Below are 16,539 nucleotides of genomic sequence, written 5' to 3'. Positions count from 1 at the left end.
AGTGAACTATCGTAGCTACCAGAACATCCCGATGGATATAGGTCCTTTGATCCTAAACACTATATTTATTCAATATTTATAGTCATCTTTCAAATTTTACTAACCCAATACATCAATTAATTGAGAAAAATTGTAGATATCAAGATATGCCTCTCCCAGTTCGTTTTTCCGGGTAGGGTCATACCCGATCGATAGAATGCCGGCATTATTTATCGCGCTTATTCCTCCGACAGTATCTTCGAATCCTATACACCTTTTCGCTAGCACCCGTAAACGTGCCGCACCTTCAAGAAACACATCAGGATAAGGCTTTCCTCTTAATATGGTTTTCTGCAGGACGCTATACTGTCCTACATCTTTACCGGTAATAATTGCCGAATCGTCAAAATATTTATTTAAACCTAGATTTTTCAATACTTGTTCCGCACTGGAGGATGAAGAAACCAAAGCCATTTTCACATTATATTTTTGTAACATTTTTAATAAGGATTCGATCCCCGGCATTGGAATCAGCTTTTCTTTTTCTATCAATTCAAGGTAGTATTTATTTTTATCATTAACAATACTCTTTATCAAAATATTTAACTTCTGCACATCAGCATCCGGCATTTTGCTTTCAAGCATAGCGATATCCATTTCGGCAGGCACCATATCCACCTGTTTTAATACATTAAAAGTACCTACACGGCCAGGCAATCCCTGAACCAGGGCCGGATCATGTTTTTGTGTTATTCCTACATTTTTAAAAGCCATTTCCCAAGATATATAATGAAGGGGCTCAGTATCTGTTATCACACCGTCGCAATCAAATAATGCAGCTTGTATATATCCTGTCATTATTTTATTTTTCAGTTCTATCAGTCGATCATTTATTATAGTTGTTCTTACTGCAATAATTTTTGACAGCATGACCTATATTCCTTTATTCCTTTAAGTTGTTTTTTTATGAGAATTAGAAATGCTGCACCCGATCAATAACAAGGAACATCACTTCAGCGCTTTTGATTCTACCATCTTTTTCTCAAAATAAGCTTTATTTGCATAGACCTTAAACTGCCAATGAAATTCTGCATATTTTTTTCGGAAGCTGCTCATTAGCTTTTCCATCTTTGTATCTTCTTCTACCGGATGTTCTATGGTTTTAACCAGAACACCATTTTCGAGATATTGTATTTTTCCGCTTTTCATATCTTTCAAATATCCCTTAATCTTGTCCTGCGGACTAGCCTGCCAATAGATACCTTTAATAGATTGATCCTCTTCTTCGACAAAAACAAAAAAATTAAATTCCGAAAAAACACCAGCATCAGGTTCTATAACAACCGGTTTTTTAACAGCAAATAATTTTGTTGTATTAATACTAGTGGAATTATCACTGCCGAAGACTGGCCAATTCGGATTCATTTGTGAGCGGTTAACCCAATCAGTAATATCGTTCATATCATACATACTCCTTACTGCATATTTTCAAATTGCGCCTGCATTTCACAAATCTCTGCGTTGTGCGCAGTCAACTTTTTTATATCATTACCCAGCAAACTATTACCTTCAATTTTATTACTCACCTCAGCAGGATTAGTAATCGCAGTTTCATTTTTTACACTTCTTGCCGCTTCCATTAAATCAGAAACACCAGGAAGCCCTATGCTTTTGAAAAAACTTTTTATCCCGTTTACTAAACTGTTAGTTACCCGCCCAATAAATGACGTATTACCTTGACCTTCGATACCATTAACCATAAAACACCTCCGTATTTTTTATACTAAAAAATATTCCCTTTTTCTTATAAGTCTAAACATGATATTTTTAATTAACAAACCATGATTATATTGTTCTTACGGAGCATTTTGATCATCAAAGAAACGGGTAAATTTTTCAGGCAAAGTATTATTTGAACCCAAACCGTGAACAACTAAGGAGAAGAAAAGGAATAAAAATAGGGAAGGGACTCTGAACGGTCATTTTGATATTGATAGAATAAAAAACTGATCAATGAGTACGAAAAAATATCAGATTTATTATTTTTAGAAAAGTTTTTCAAAAGATACAAACAGTCACATATCATTCTGGATTGTTGTTTATTAAGATATCGAACTTTAGACTTCTAAGGGAACTAGGGCAATTGTGCCCCGAGAATTCTTTCAACCGTTTCTTTCGGGGTATCGCTTTTGATAAGTGCGCTCCCGGCAACAAGAAAATTGGCTCCTGCATTAATTGTTTGAGGACCGGTTATTTCGTTAATACCACCGTCTACCTGGATGATCGTTTTCAACCCTTTTTGTTCGATTAGCGCACGTAATCTCTCAATTTTTTCAAGCATATACGGATCAAACTTCTGCCCGCCTTTACCAGGGGGAACAGTCATGACCAGAATCAGGTCCGTTTCTTCAATAATATCTTCGATACTTTTAATTGGAGTATCAGGGCTTATAGCTACGCCGGATATTTTTCCAAGGCTAGAGATTAGGCCAAGATATTTTTTGAGTTTATGCCGATTTGGATCAAAAGAGATCGTGATAACATCTGCACCGGCAATAGCGTATTCTATTATATATTGTTCAGGATCCCGGACCATTAGATGAACATCCAGCGGCACATCGTATTCTTCTTTGATCTTACGGATGAGATGCTGGGTCATAAAAGGAAAATCATTAACGTCAATATTCTGTCCATGGATGTCAAATACCTGGTAAGCCTGAACAAAATGCCCATCCATAACATCTATATGAAAAGAATGAACGATATCTTTGTATTTTTCTATTTTTTCCTTGATAATTGCTTCATCAACCCCTAACAAGGAAACACTCACGCCTTTCTCGGGCAGAATACTCAAATCAACCTGCTTAAGGACCTGCGAATTAAATAAGATCCTATCCGCTAGCAACCGGTTGCGAACCTGCGAAAACATTGCTTTACAGAGAAGTGAAAACTCTTGCAGTTCATCTACTGCAGCGGTAAAAAATTCTTCTTTGTTAACTTTTATTATCATCTCACTATTATTATCTATAGGATATTTAAAAACTAGAAAATAGTTATTATCACCCGAATCTTTGTAGACCTGAAATGGTCCGTTTTCTACAATTCTATTTAACCATTCGTATCCCTCCCTGGGAATAATAGAAGGCTTTGCAAATTCTGAATTTCTTAGATCATTTACATCATAATAAACATGAAAGCTGTCATCCGTAATTTTCCTGCACTTATATATTTCTTTTGATTTTTTATGTAATTCACTTAACTTAACTCTGCCACACAGCTTAATCATTTTCAGACGCTCTGTTTGTCTGTTATACATATATACTGCTACTTGTGATGCTCCCGCGTTATTGATGACACCTTCACTTATAACAAAATCGATACAATCCCAGGGAGTATGGTTACTTATGTCTTTTCTTAATTGTGTCAGCCATTTATATTTGTCATTGAGGGAAACCATTCTATTAAATTCAGACAAAATATTTTTACTTTGTGGCATTGCTATTGTTTTTTTATTCATTTTCTAAACATCCGATTACCATTTTATTTTTGCCATTTCGTTATCCGGCAAAATCTCCTTAAAATAACTAATAAATTTTGATTTTGTGTTGTTTAATACAAAATTTATTCTTTCCTTGAACCCGAGATCACCATATATCTCAACTTTTTCCTTGATCTCCTGCAAGGCGCTAAAGCTGCCGGCTAATATTTCTGTCGAATATGGAGAGGTCAGTATTACATCTAATTTATCGTGTTCTTTTCCTTTTTCTCCCACATAAAGATTTAATGCATCGAATATTAGTTTTTTATAAGGTTCAAACTTATCACTTAGTTTGGTATTAGACATATTTTTCCGGGGATCATACTGTCGAGATTGATTAATGCACGCTTTATCAACCAGTTCATTATACAGTTGTGTTGCTTCGGACATAGAACCATCTAGTAACCAGCTTAAGGAGTAAGGCGTCACGGATGTTTTTATCTGATATTTAAAATATTCGCTTTTTATGTCAGATAAAAATAACTTCATAAAAGCCACCAGAACCTCAGCATGATCCTTCACTGATTCCATATCCAGGGAATCATCAATGCTGAAGGTTAACTCCGTAAGATCTTTTCTGACCGTATCCATCATTAAAAGCAATCCTATTAGCAACCCCGGATCTTTCTGTGAATATAATTCTTTTTTTCCAAAGGTAGGAAGATTAGGTAGCTCATAAAATGATTGTCCGAATCCCTTTTTCTCGATAAAAGAATGTTTATGAACGCTTTCGAGTTTACTCATGAGAGTATCCAAATTAACACCTGACCGCAAGAATAACGCTTTCATTTGTGTATCTCGAGTATAAAGAGAGGATACCTGCTTTTTTACTTTGTCTATATCCCGGTAAAAACTACGTTCTCCCTGATCAGAACTGTTAAAATATTCTGATGCTTCTCTTGTCGCTAATTTTATTTCTCTATAGTCCGTCAGATCAGTTACTATTTTTTCCGGAACCATGCTTACGACTTTATTTTTCATTTTTTCACCTGCTTTTTATATTTTGTTCTGGTTGTTGAGTATCCCTTACCAGCCTATGATTCTTCCTGATAATATTATTCCATTTTAGGGGAAAATTTAAACTTATATTTTACGATTTTTACTATTATTGTCTGCTGTCTATAAGTTCTGCTAACTGGGGGGACACAGCAGTAATCCCATTCAGTCCAAGGGAAGACTCTCAATATAAGACTGCATTAACGGACCTGAATAATTTTGGGGTATGTAGGGCTATACACTAAAAGAGGTTAATTCAATATTCGGCTTGATCCTGAATGAATACTTGACAGGGCCATTCAATCCTTTTCCATTCGGCATAGAAAAAAACTGAAAGTTACGCAATTGGCAGCCTGATTACGAAAACAGTCCCCTTTCCAACTTCAGACTCAAGGGTAATTGTACCGTCGTGTTTGTCGACAATAACAGACCGTGCTATCGCTAATCCCTGCCCAGTCCCCTTACCTACTTGTTTTGTTGTGAAAAAAGGATCGAATACTTTTGTACGGTTCTCTAATGGGATACCATTCCCTGTATCCTGTATGCGTATCTCTACGTGCTCACCTGTGTCCGTAGTTTTAATCGTTATGGTACCTTTTTCCCCTGGCTTAATTACATCTGCTATTGCATGTGCCGCATTGATTACGATATTTATGATTACCTGGTTAAACTCACCAGGGAGACAAGGAATGTGAGGAAGATTCTCACAAAAGTCAAAAACAACATCAGCGACATATTTCCACTCGTTCCTTGCAACGGTCACAGTATTAGTGATTGCCCGGTTAATGTCAGTAGCAACTTTTTCTTTCACTCCCGGATGAGAAAACTCTTTCATAGCTTTTACAATGCTTGCGATTCTTCCGGTACCGTCAAGCGATTCGTCGATAGCTTTTGGCACCTCCCCAATCAGGTACTCGATGCTTGCAACTTGTTCAGCTTTTTTCACTTCAGCTAAAATAGCTTCGGTAACTCCGTTGCTTGCGACTGCTTCCAGTAGTTGTTTATACTTATCAATAAGTGAGCGCATATCATCAAAACTTGTTTTAAGAAAGGACAAATTATCACCGACATATTGGGTAGGAGTATTGATCTCATGAGCAATCCCGGCAGCCAGTTGACCGATCGAGGCTAGTTTCTCAGCCTGAACGAGCTGACTTTGAGTCCCCTGCAGGTCATCATATGCAACAATCAATTTTGCTCTGATTTCTTCCAATTCCTTAATTTTTGCAGTTAAAGTCTTATTTGCTTCCATGAGTTCAAAGGTTCTGCTCACAACCCTGCTCTCAAGCTCCTCGTTAACCTGCTGGATCTCTTCTGCTTCCAGCTTTCTGTCAGTAATATCCCAGAATATCCCCAAAATACCCTCAACTTCGCCATCTTTATTCTTTACCGGAACTTTAATAGTATGAACCCAATATTTAGTGTCTTTTAAGATGTATTCCTCTTCAGTATCGGAGATGGTCCCTGTAGCCATAACCTCTTTATCTTTGCTTCTGTATTGTTCTGCCAGATGATTTGGAAAAAGATCAAAATCACTCTTTCCTTCTATCAAAAGAGGTGTAATGCTCAGATCATTAGCATAATTATTGTTGCAATATGAATACAGCAAATCTTTCGTCTTGAAGAAAATTCTTTGCGGCAGATTCTCTAGTAATAACCGATGCTTGTGCTCGCTGTAAATAAGAGCATCTTCGACCCGTTCACGCTCACCGATCTGGCAGTTGAGTTCCATAATAGTATCCTCGAGCTCCTGAGAATGAGCAGCCAGCAATCTTTCTCTATCTTTGTAATAATCAACTTTCTGTATCAGTTCTTCGGGTGGAAGCTTCAAAGTTGCAAGAACATCTGCATACACTTCTGACAGATATTTAGACTCCGAATCGGTGAATAGCCGGCTGGTAGTCACTATTTTATGCGCAGTAGCTGCGCCCAGATAGCCGGTAATTGTTTTTTCTAACTCATTTTGCAGCTCAGACAGTTTTAAAACAGATATCATGGACATTTGTTCGATACCAACATTTTTTGCGCTTACAGTAATAATTACCGAGGCTTCCTCGGGAGAAAAATAACTACTGAGTTTATCTTCAAGTATCTCCCGCTTATGGAGAAAATCTATGTAATCACCTTCAAATATCCGCATTTTCTTACGAGCTGGCACGTCCTCTTCATTAATAATACCAACGAAAGAATTCGCCAATTCCTGTTCTTCAAACTTTGGTTTATAACTAATAGATCCCATAACGTATAAACCTATATTTATCAAAATTGACCAGAATGCTGAATGAACTATATTATTTTCCAGGGATATGCCAAACAATGCTTCCGGCCTCAAGAAACTTAAACCAAAAATCCCTTCCTTCAATATCGAGGAGGCAAGCCACCCGCTATTGATGAGTGCCGGAATGAACAAAGTATACATCCAGACAATAAAACCGCCCAGAAGGCCAGCTCTCGCTCCAACCTTATTTCCATTTCGCCAGTAGAGTCCACCTATAATAGCTGGCGCAAACTGAAAAACCGCCACAAACGAAACCATCCCGAAATTCGTAAGCACAGACGAATGGCCAATTTCCCGTTCAAAGTAAAAACAGATAACAATAAAAACTGCTATAGTTAGCCACCTGAATTTAAGGATATGCCTGCTCAGGGACTTAAACTTATCAAAATAGCTGATAACCGGCAGCAGCAAATGATTGGTAACCATCGTCGCCAGTGTCATCGAACATATGATTATCATACTTACTCCGGCAGATAACCCACCTATAAAGACGCCGAGGGCCAACCAGTAATTACCATGTATTATAGGTACCAACAGAACAAAACTATCAGCATCTTTTAACTGAAGCGGTAATCCGGCAGTCAATCCTCCCATCGCAACAGGCAATACAAAAACTGCCAGTAATAAAATATATATAGGGAAAAACCACATAGCAGTAAGGATGCTTTTCTCATTTGAATTCTCTATTACTACAACATGGAATTGCCTGGGCAGAAATATAAAGGCGGACATAGAAAGGATAAGGTATGTAAACCAAATGAGATAATTACTTTTCTCATTTCCTCCGATGAACATCAGATCTCTTAACTGGCTGTCAGATACATGCCGCAAAATATCTTCGAAACCGTTAAACACAAAATAGGTAGAAAAGACACCCACAGCTACAAAAGCAACGAGCTTGATAACAGATATTATGGCTATAACGAGAACCATGCCCTCATGCCTCTCAGTAGGATCCAGCCTGCGTGCCCCGAAAATAATCGTGAACACAATAACCACCGCAATGAGAAGCCAGTGAATAAAAGGGGTTGCCCAGGAGAGGTCCCCTTTGCCGATATATGCAGTAATAATGTCAAATGAAGAAAATATTACTTTTAGCTGCAATGAAATATAGGGAAGGATGCCTAATAAAATTATCACAGTGACGAGCGCAGCTATCGATTGTGATTTGCCATAGCGTGCAGAAATAAAATCGGCAATACTCGTAATCCGGTAAGCATTCTTGATCCGGACCAGTTTGCGCAGAAAAAACCATCCAAAAAACATAATCAATATAGGGCCCAAATAAATCGGCAAATATGTCAACCCAGTCGTAGCTGCAGTACCTACACTGCCATAGAATGCCCACGTTGTGAAATATACACCGAGAGATAACGCATAAACAAGTGGATTACGGCTCAATTTCTTAAAAAAAGGACTCCCCTGCTCCGTTTTCAATGCTATAAAAAAAAGGACTCCCATAAAAAGACAAAACGCTATAATTATTGACATCACTGTTATCATATGGGTAGATCACCCTTATCGACTTTTTGATATATACTGTCGGTATCGGCATTTTTAGAATAGCTGTATTGAATAAGAAACAGCATAATTATTACAAATACCACTATGAAAAATAGATAGAAATAGATATGGAAGGGATTACCTTTATCAGCAATAGTTAAAAAAGGCCAGTTAAGCATAAGGAAAACAACAAAGAAAAAAACAATGATAAACTCTTTTTTCCTAATAACCGACATCACCTTACTTATTAAATTAGTGAAAGTATCTTTCATAAACAATCCTTCCAGCTTGTCATGACCTGCGCTATTTTGCAATAATAATCATTGAGTATCTAACATTAAATTATAGTAAAGTTTAATAGTAAAGTAAAATCACCATCAAATTAAGGATTCAGAAACTACCAAAAAGCCCGCAACTTGCGGGCTTTACAGATTTATTAACAGAAATTATATCAGGACTTAAACATGTTGAGATTATCTTCCAGTTCTGTGGCAAGTTTTTTGAGATTATATGCAGCTTTTGAAACATTTTCCATTGAATCCTGAATATGCTGAGTAGATGCATTTAATTCTTCCGAAAGAGCAGTATTCTGATTAGTTATATCTCTCACTGTATTAACGGAGTTTTCCGTTGACTTGCTATATTCGCTTACTTCACTCGCAAACTTAACGTTATTTGCTGCAATATCTTTTGAAATATTCACAGAAGACTGGACGCTCTGGAAAACGGTGTGAACCTGATTGATCGAACCCAGGCTGCTATCGTTCTTGTTTTTAATTCCTCCCATAATCTCATATGTCTCTGTAGAGTTAGCGGCAATTTCCTCTGTTGAGCTGGAAATACTCTGGATTTGTACGAATATCTTATCCATGGCTTCTGTTATGCTTAAAAGCACTTCTTTAGTATGAATTGACAGATTCATTCCATTTTCTACCTCTATAATACCACCTTCCATGGCTTTAACGGCTTCATTTGTTCCATGCTGGATAGATCTGATTAATATTGCTATTTCGTCAGTAGCTTTGGTTGACCGCTCTGCCAGCTTCCGAACTTCATCGGCAACTACGGAAAATCCCCGGCCATGTTCACCGGCCCTTGCAGATTCAATTGCGGCATTCAGTGCCAGCAGATTAGTTTGATCTGCGATACCGTTAATAACCTCAATGATTTCCCCAATCTGTGACATATTTTTGCCCAGCTCATTGATTTTTACTGCCGTTCCTTCAACAGTATTCTTCACTTTTGCCATACCATCAACACTCTCATTAACCACTCTCTCACCTTTTTTTGTAAGTTCAAGTGTTCGGGAAGAATCCTCAGACATTTTGTTAGCATCAGTAGCTATCTGATCTACCCCCGATTTTACCTGGCTAGAATTCTCTGTGACAATTTTGAAACTATCGGTTTGTTCCTTTACGACATTGCGGAGAACTTCGACTTTTTTAACTGTATCATTAATCAATGATAAGGTTACATCTGTGTCTTTAAACTGCGTTTGTGATTTTTCTGACATCTGATCTACACGATCTCTGATACTTCTAAATGCACTGGTAACTTTTTCAACTTCATTATCCTGCTTTACCAAATCTTCAGAAAGGGTATTAGATACTTTCAGGATTTCCTCCGAACTATTTGAGGTTTCATCCGCATCAGCAGTTAGATCAACAGACGACTTTAACATTATTTTTGATGATTCCTTAACCTTATTTACCATTCGCTGAATGGTTTCTATAAAGTGGTTGAAATAATATCCTATTTCATTAAGCTCATCTTCATTCGCCATTTTGTAAACTTTGCATTCTTTGCAACTTTTATAAACATTATTAAGGATCTTCGGACATTGAATATCACGTTTGTTAAAAGCAAAAGACCCAACTTCAAACCAACAGGCCCTCTCTTTGTCAAAACATTTGCATCCGGTTTTTCCACAGCCCGTAATTCTGGAACAGTTGAAGCCTTCAACAGGCATTCGCTTTGTCAGATCACCTTCCGTTGCCATTGCATCGTGAAGTCTGGTAAATATTGTCCGCATAGCTTTAATAACGAGCAAGATCATAATTGTGACTAAAATAATGATACCCATAAAAGTGAACAAAAGAACGGTCTTCATTATAGCTGATTCTTTAGCCAGCAGCTTTTCGTTTTCAACAGATAGATTATTATAAAATTTTCTCACGTATGCAAACTTTTTCTGAAGTTGCTCAACAGTCCCAATTGCATCCTGATAAACATGTATCGCCCTATCTTTTCCTCCCTCGCCTTCAACTTCCTCGATCTCCAATATGGTTACAGCAGATTCATGCAATTTATTATGTAAAGGTTCCATGCTTCGCAGGGATTCCTGATAATTCTTGCCTATACTTTTGAATTCTTTTGAATCCATATATTCATAATACCATTTCCCGAATCCACATTTGGTCGGGTCTGTCTGCTTATCAAATTTTTGACTTGCAAGTAAATGATTGGACAGTGTATTCATCCAGACTAGATGATCAACCAGTTTTTCTTCCAGAAAAATTTCCATACTCATATTCTCTTTTACAGAATGCTGCAATTTAAGTACTTTGTTTGTAGAAAGATAACTAAAAGATAATGTTCCGATCAATAGAATAATCGAGCCAAGTCCTCCAAAAAGCAACTTTTTTTTCATACTAAGATGTAACATAAGCCATCTCCTTTTTAACTTTTTTGATTTACCAAAGTTTTCCAAATCATTAAAGCATTACTATTAAGTATATCCGTTATTTATTGAGAACTCCAGTGTTTCCTTGGCCGAGAGTCAGGGAAATCGAATACTAACCGAACACTACCACTTAATGCCATATCGATCTAATATTTTGACAGTGAGCTAAATAGCCATATTTGAATAGGGTATAGGGTACCAATTACTCCTACCTGTTTTTAGAACAGGCTCTTCAATAGACAGTTACATACTATCAGGACTTCTCCTTCAGAGTATATCTTACGAAAAATATTCGATATTTATTGTACAACGAACTGAAAGCCCTGTTGCGTTCACAATCAGGGCTTTATATATATTTTTGTTGCTCCCCGGCACGAAAGCCTCGAATTAAATTATGACAATTTAATACCGAGAACTAAAGCCCCAGAGGGACTGCACTCACCTGGTTTGACATCCCAGTAATCGCCCTCTAGCGTGCGAATATAAAAATAACTTTCTTTTAAATCACCTATCTTATCGCTGTTAACTATTCCTGCGACAGGCTCGGAATCATTTCTTTTACCATAGGTATATATTTCGCCTGTCCAGAACCACATTATATCTGTTAGATGATCATTCTGTTCACGCATCTTTTTATATACAGCTTTAGATCCCTCCAAATTATAGAAGCCTAATTCCTCCTTCAATTCAGGATATTTTTTTATTACGGCATCTAATAATGCCTTTTGCTTATCTAACCTCAGATTTAAAACAAAGCCCGCCTTAGGCACTTCCAAACCTTCAAAAACATGGGACAAGTCAACACCCAGGCTACTAACACCTTCATAAGATACCAATACAGCTTTTGTATTGATGCCATATTCATGATTGAGGTTATAACTTGTGCCAAGTTTTTCAATTAGCTGAAGCATACTTGCCCTAGCTACCTCAGCAATTTGAGCTTGGGTTTGCTGCGGAACTATACGATTCCCAGAGGCTACGTCTCCTGCCATGATTTTCTTATACATTTTCTATTTATCCTCCTTATTTTATATACATATCTTAGTCGATAAAGATATAACCATATCAAGATATCTCTCCACGACTCCTTCATTAAAGTTATCGAATGTAAAATCAAGATATTTCATTTATTTCTGTAATATAATTTCGGCAATTAGCTGTGAGTTGATTCAGTCCCAAAAGATATTTTCTGGATATTATTTGATGCTTTTTATAAATAGCAAAATATATAGACAGAAGGAAACAATCTCATATACATTGGAAGCGCATACAATTCAGAGAAAATAAAGCTCCACAAACAAAAAAAAGCAGATTAGCAGGCAAGTCCCCAATAAATTACTGATACCTAAATCCTAAACCTTTTGTAACGTATATTTTTCAATAACGTCATTATCTTCGGATAAAGACAAAGAATATAAAGTTCCTTTTTCGGTTATCAATAGAACCTGTCCCAAATTATTATATTCGGGAGAAAAACCGGCATCTATCCTTATAAGACGTCCATCGGCAAATTTCTCGACCAGTCCCTGGTCATTAGGAGTATGTCCATTTATTATAAAAAGGTTGTCAGCAGGCACTCCAAGCTGCCCCGCAAGAGTGGCTAGCATGGAATTAACATGCTCCATATTTGCGGAAGCATTCTGGATCTTCTGATACCAATCATCTTTCGGCTCTTTATAGGTACCACTCTCCTCAGGCAAGTAAGAACGCTCAAAGGTCTTCATAACCCTACCATAAAGAGGACTGTCGTAACTCCACGCTAACCAGTCAAAATAATTATTCTGATTTCGGGCAAATGCAATGAATTCATCAACTTCCTGTTCATTATTTATATTGAGTTTTTCATAACGGTCATAGCTTTCATTAATCTTTTGTTGTAAATAGTCAAGCAATTCAATCCCACCCAGACGTCTCCCATCAATTGCAATCTCACGAATTTGACCATTTTTGTCAATTGGAATATTGCTATGAAAAAAAAGAAAGTTTTTCCCGTTAGCTTCCTGAAGATCATAAAGCTTAAAGTATTTCCCCATAAGAATTGATTTTCTAAATTCGCTGTTTTTAATCAGTTGTTTCTGCAAATCTGCTAATACTACCATCTCCTCAGAAGAAATGTAGTGATTACCTTTTTTTATGCGTCCTATAATTTCCTGCTCTTCTTTCGTGAATTTCAGTTGAAAAATCTTTTCCTGTAATGTTAAAAAAACTGGAGATATCAGTTTATTTTTTACTGTACCGCTTTTAATATTAGCCAGAAAGTTTTCCTGTTCTTCAGTTTTAACCTCTTTCTTTTTGATTGTCTTCAGTAATGCTGTTTCTTCTTCCGTTATCGCAAACTTCGCTATCTTATACTGAAGTGCTTGTAATACCGGATCATTTATACTTTTTTCATTAATACCAAATTTAAGGTTATATAATAAATTTGATTCATCTTCGGTTAGTGTTACAGAAGGATCACCAAATGTTAATTTTAATTGAAGATCGGTGAATAAAGCCTCAAGACGCCGGTTCATCTCTACGCCAGCTACACGGTCTCCACCTTTTGCTTTATAATTACCTCTATATTCGTGTTTAGAGGCCAAATCCTTCAATTCTGACAAATCCAATCCCAATATTTCCTCGAAATAATCACTTTCATTATATCTAAGCGCAAACCTGAAATAATGGGCTAAAGACGTTAGATCTCCAAGGCCTGCACCAAAAACCATCGCATCATGGTTACCCATTGTGCTTTTAAAATACTCATTATCGTGGACTGTTATCTCATTATCGGAAATGCCATGTAGATAAAAGTTTTGAAACAGACAATTCGCATGATGCTGATTTTGTGCACGATCAAAAAGATCACCGGAAAATATAACCTTAGCTTGAGGGAAAAGAGTAAGCGCGTTAAACGTTTTACTAGCTGCCCCGTGAATATCAGATAAACAAAGAAATTTCACAGGACCATCCAGTGCCTTAATGATCTCATAATATATAGGACTGATCTCAAATAATCTAACATCCTTTTGGACATAATATATATATCTAAGATCATCGAATGATATCTTTCTCAACTCACCATCATAAACAAACAGGAATTGCTCTAGTTGTTTAGGAGTAAGCCGTTTCATAAAATAATCATCAATAACATCATTCTCATCTATTACTCTGTTAGGACTCGGAAAGTGAGTGATATCAACAGTATTGACACCATCCTTGCTAGTAATTGCAACAGAAATACTGCTCAAAACAAATTGATAAGGCACTTGGTCTATTTGTTCATCCGAATAATATATAAATATAGGATTTTTTGGAGTTTCACGTAAAGAGGAGGTAGTGTTCAGCGCGACTATTTTTCTGTATAACATAGGAAGCCCTTTCATTTTGTATTAATTTGTTGTAACCATATATTTATCGCTACATACAAAAAAATATTTCAATAAAATACAAATCGAAATTCGCTATTTAAGTCAGCACAAATTAAAAAAAATATTAGGAATACACCGAACCCACTATCACGAAAAAAAAGAGGCTCTAGTATAGAGCCCCCTGTTTATAATACTTACATAACAAATACGAGATGTAGCGGTCTAATGTCACGGCGGGATCTGTTCCATCCGTTTTTTCATCTTTTTCCGGCGTTAAGCAAAAAAAGCCCTATGACGCTAAACAACCCGACTTTTAAAAAAATTTACATGAACTTTCTTAAAAGAATACGTGAAGCAAGTAAATTAGCAATTGTTCTAACTGTCCCAGATTGTGCTTTGAAATAATCACATAATTTGAGTGCATTTTCTTCTGAAAGTTGAGATTCAGTCAACTTGAGAACAGACAAGGCGTCATTAATTATCTTTTCGGCGCCGTCTCTGCCAAAGCTCTGGGTGTATGCAGCTATAAAGAATTCTACTTCAAAATTCATATTACTCCAGGAAAGCCATTATAACAGTTGTAGTATTATGGAATCCACTCAACTGTCCCGGCTCAAAAGCTATCTCTCCATACGTGGCCAACCCAACAATTGGGCATTTTAAAATATTTTTAATTTCATCTATTGCCTTATAGAACTCTTCACCGAGCAATGCGCTTCTAACTGCACAATCAAAAACAATTGCCCCTGCAATTTTTTGTCCTGCAGCCTTCTGAACTGCAACATTAGCAGCTTCTCGAGCTGATGCAAATTGCTGCTCGTTTGAACTCCGCATGACCCTGAGAACCACACCTTCAGGCATACTACAAACAAAAGGAAGTGCATCTTTTGTATCAGGACGTATACCGCTCCATCTTACTTTGTAACTATCCCCCAGATCAATTCCAGCTTCAAAGATCATGGTAAATCTGCCCAATTGATCAGGTTCGTCCCACATCTTGTCAACATCTATTCCAACCGCTTTTGCAGCTTCTCTCGTATAGTCCTTCCATACTTCAATAGCAGGCTTTCCATCGAGTTCATACACAAGATTATCAACTGATTTTGTTATTTTAAGTGGGGGACTGATAGGTTCGTGCCCGTGATTAACGCTGATAACCACCGGTTTCTTTGAAGCTACAAAACCCATTGACAATGCATTTGAGGCAATTGTGTCATTATTAAAAACAGAAGTGTGACTAAACTTAAAATCATCTCCTGCCGCACCTCCTGCCACTTTTATCCTATCTTCCATAATACCTGCAAGGGCCAGCGTACAATCCTCCCCTTTGCCGATAAGACCATCCACCAAGACAATCGATGCAAGATTAGGAAATCCTTCTACATCACTAGGAAAATCTTTCATTGCAGCCAAAATAGCGGCACACTCATCTTCCTTAACATTATTTCCGAGTCCAGTAAAAAACTTATACTGATCAGAAGAAATCATAGCACAGGAGATGCCTCCGGTTACCACTTGCATCTCAGTAAATTCTCCTGCTGATGATGCACCTATGAGAGGTGCGTTTCCAGATACTTCATTAAAAGCTTTAACTACTTCTGCGTAATCGTAGTGTGTAGAAGAAAATACTATACAAAAATCAGGTTTTTGCCCCTCAAGTTTTTGCATTGCTTCTAATGCACATTCTTTCGCTGTCTCATAACTATCCTGCCCTTTTTTACTCGATGTAGCAAATTTTATCGTCATCAAAACGCCTCCTATAATAAATTCAAAGATATTATTAATTATACCAATTAATAAATTAATTTCAACAAATGACACGTTTTGGGTGCAGATACTTTCGGTGGGTAAATAACCTTTTGGCAGTTTGAAGTTGGTTGGCGGTTTGGATTGAGATTTTTCCCAGGCTGCAACCTTGTTTTGCAAAATGAAGTAAAATTGTTGTAGTGGTAGTAAAATCAACTTGACAAATAGAAAAACTCCCCAAAATTTTTATAGAGGCGACTACTGACAATAGACCTCTAATAAAAAATTTAGGGAGCCAAAAAGTGATTCAATTATCTGGTATTTTCAATAAAAATAAAAGCATTAAATTTAGTGATGACCGAAAAGTGCAGATTCAGATGAAGCTGTTCAGGTAATTCAGGTAAACTGTCCACCTGATTCAGATTGATGGTGTCCAGTCAATCTCCGAGACAAAAATACAAGCAGA

General features: G+C 36.9%; 12 protein-coding genes. All 12 read right to left on the bottom strand.

What is annotated here, in order from left to right; all coding sequences use genetic code 11:
* Nucleotides 1-99: 99 nt before the first annotated feature.
* On the bottom strand, nt 100-909 hold the full coding sequence (locus DKM50_08275; protein ID PZM79591.1) for a hypothetical protein: 810 nt from the start codon (nt 907-909) through the stop codon (nt 100-102).
* Between the two features lie 78 nt (nt 910-987).
* A complete protein-coding gene (locus DKM50_08270) occupies nt 988-1,440 on the bottom strand; it encodes a hypothetical protein (GenBank protein PZM79590.1) in 453 nt (150 codons plus the stop codon).
* Between the two features lie 14 nt (nt 1,441-1,454).
* Nucleotides 1,455-1,739 carry a hypothetical protein gene (locus DKM50_08265; GenBank protein PZM79589.1) on the bottom strand — a complete coding sequence of 95 codons (285 nt, stop codon included), beginning with the start codon at nt 1,737-1,739 and terminating at the stop codon, nt 1,455-1,457.
* Between the two features lie 374 nt (nt 1,740-2,113).
* Entirely contained in the window at nt 2,114-3,496 is a 1,383-nt protein-coding gene (locus tag DKM50_08260) for a hypothetical protein (GenBank protein PZM79588.1), read from the bottom strand.
* Between the two features lie 15 nt (nt 3,497-3,511).
* Nucleotides 3,512-4,498 carry a hypothetical protein gene (locus tag DKM50_08255; protein PZM79587.1) on the bottom strand — a complete coding sequence of 329 codons (987 nt, stop codon included), beginning with the start codon at nt 4,496-4,498 and terminating at the stop codon, nt 3,512-3,514.
* Between the two features lie 352 nt (nt 4,499-4,850).
* A complete protein-coding gene (locus DKM50_08250; protein ID PZM79586.1) occupies nt 4,851-8,294 on the bottom strand; it encodes a hypothetical protein in 3,444 nt (1,147 codons plus the stop codon).
* A complete protein-coding gene (locus DKM50_08245; GenBank protein PZM79585.1) occupies nt 8,291-8,566 on the bottom strand; it encodes a hypothetical protein in 276 nt (91 codons plus the stop codon). Before DKM50_08245 ends, DKM50_08250 begins: the two co-directional genes overlap by 4 nt.
* Nucleotides 8,567-8,745: 179 nt before the next feature.
* Complete coding sequence (locus DKM50_08240) at nt 8,746-10,959, bottom strand: hypothetical protein (GenBank protein PZM79584.1); 2,214 nt, start codon at nt 10,957-10,959, stop codon at nt 8,746-8,748.
* 410 nt (nt 10,960-11,369) lie between these two features.
* Complete coding sequence (locus tag DKM50_08235; GenBank protein PZM79583.1) at nt 11,370-11,984, bottom strand: hypothetical protein; 615 nt, start codon at nt 11,982-11,984, stop codon at nt 11,370-11,372.
* 345 nt (nt 11,985-12,329) lie between these two features.
* Entirely contained in the window at nt 12,330-14,342 is a 2,013-nt protein-coding gene (locus tag DKM50_08230) for a hypothetical protein (GenBank protein ID PZM79582.1), read from the bottom strand.
* Nucleotides 14,343-14,650: 308 nt separating this feature from the next.
* Nucleotides 14,651-14,878 carry a hypothetical protein gene (locus DKM50_08225; protein PZM79581.1) on the bottom strand — a complete coding sequence of 76 codons (228 nt, stop codon included), beginning with the start codon at nt 14,876-14,878 and terminating at the stop codon, nt 14,651-14,653.
* Between the two features lies 1 nt (nt 14,879).
* Nucleotides 14,880-16,073, bottom strand: a complete 1,194-nt coding sequence (locus DKM50_08220) for a hypothetical protein (GenBank protein ID PZM79580.1) — start codon at nt 16,071-16,073, stop codon at nt 14,880-14,882.
* Between the last annotated feature and the right edge of the window lie 466 nt (nt 16,074-16,539).

This window comes from Candidatus Margulisiibacteriota bacterium (assembly GCA_003242895.1).
Classification (GTDB): domain Bacteria; phylum Margulisbacteria; class Riflemargulisbacteria; order GWF2-39-127; family GWF2-39-127; genus GWF2-39-127.
The sequence above is the reverse complement of the archived record's forward strand: the minus strand, read 5'-3'. Positions and strand labels throughout refer to the sequence as shown.

Excerpts from the sequence above, each read along its gene's own strand:
- DKM50_08275 (PZM79591.1), bottom strand. The coding sequence starts at position 909 with ATGCTGTCAAAAATTATTGCAGTAAGAACAACTATAATAAATGATCGA.
- DKM50_08270 (PZM79590.1), bottom strand. The coding sequence starts at position 1,440 with ATGAACGATATTACTGATTGGGTTAACCGCTCACAAATGAATCCGAAT.
- DKM50_08265 (PZM79589.1), bottom strand. The coding sequence starts at position 1,739 with ATGGTTAATGGTATCGAAGGTCAAGGTAATACGTCATTTATTGGGCGG.
- DKM50_08260 (PZM79588.1), bottom strand. The coding sequence starts at position 3,496 with ATGAATAAAAAAACAATAGCAATGCCACAAAGTAAAAATATTTTGTCT.
- DKM50_08255 (PZM79587.1), bottom strand. The coding sequence starts at position 4,498 with ATGAAAAATAAAGTCGTAAGCATGGTTCCGGAAAAAATAGTAACTGAT.
- DKM50_08250 (PZM79586.1), bottom strand. The coding sequence starts at position 8,294 with ATGATAACAGTGATGTCAATAATTATAGCGTTTTGTCTTTTTATGGGA.
- DKM50_08245 (PZM79585.1), bottom strand. The coding sequence starts at position 8,566 with ATGAAAGATACTTTCACTAATTTAATAAGTAAGGTGATGTCGGTTATT.
- DKM50_08240 (PZM79584.1), bottom strand. The coding sequence starts at position 10,959 with ATGTTACATCTTAGTATGAAAAAAAAGTTGCTTTTTGGAGGACTTGGC.
- DKM50_08235 (PZM79583.1), bottom strand. The coding sequence starts at position 11,984 with ATGTATAAGAAAATCATGGCAGGAGACGTAGCCTCTGGGAATCGTATA.
- DKM50_08230 (PZM79582.1), bottom strand. The coding sequence starts at position 14,342 with ATGAAAGGGCTTCCTATGTTATACAGAAAAATAGTCGCGCTGAACACT.
- DKM50_08225 (PZM79581.1), bottom strand. The coding sequence starts at position 14,878 with ATGAATTTTGAAGTAGAATTCTTTATAGCTGCATACACCCAGAGCTTT.
- DKM50_08220 (PZM79580.1), bottom strand. The coding sequence starts at position 16,073 with ATGACGATAAAATTTGCTACATCGAGTAAAAAAGGGCAGGATAGTTAT.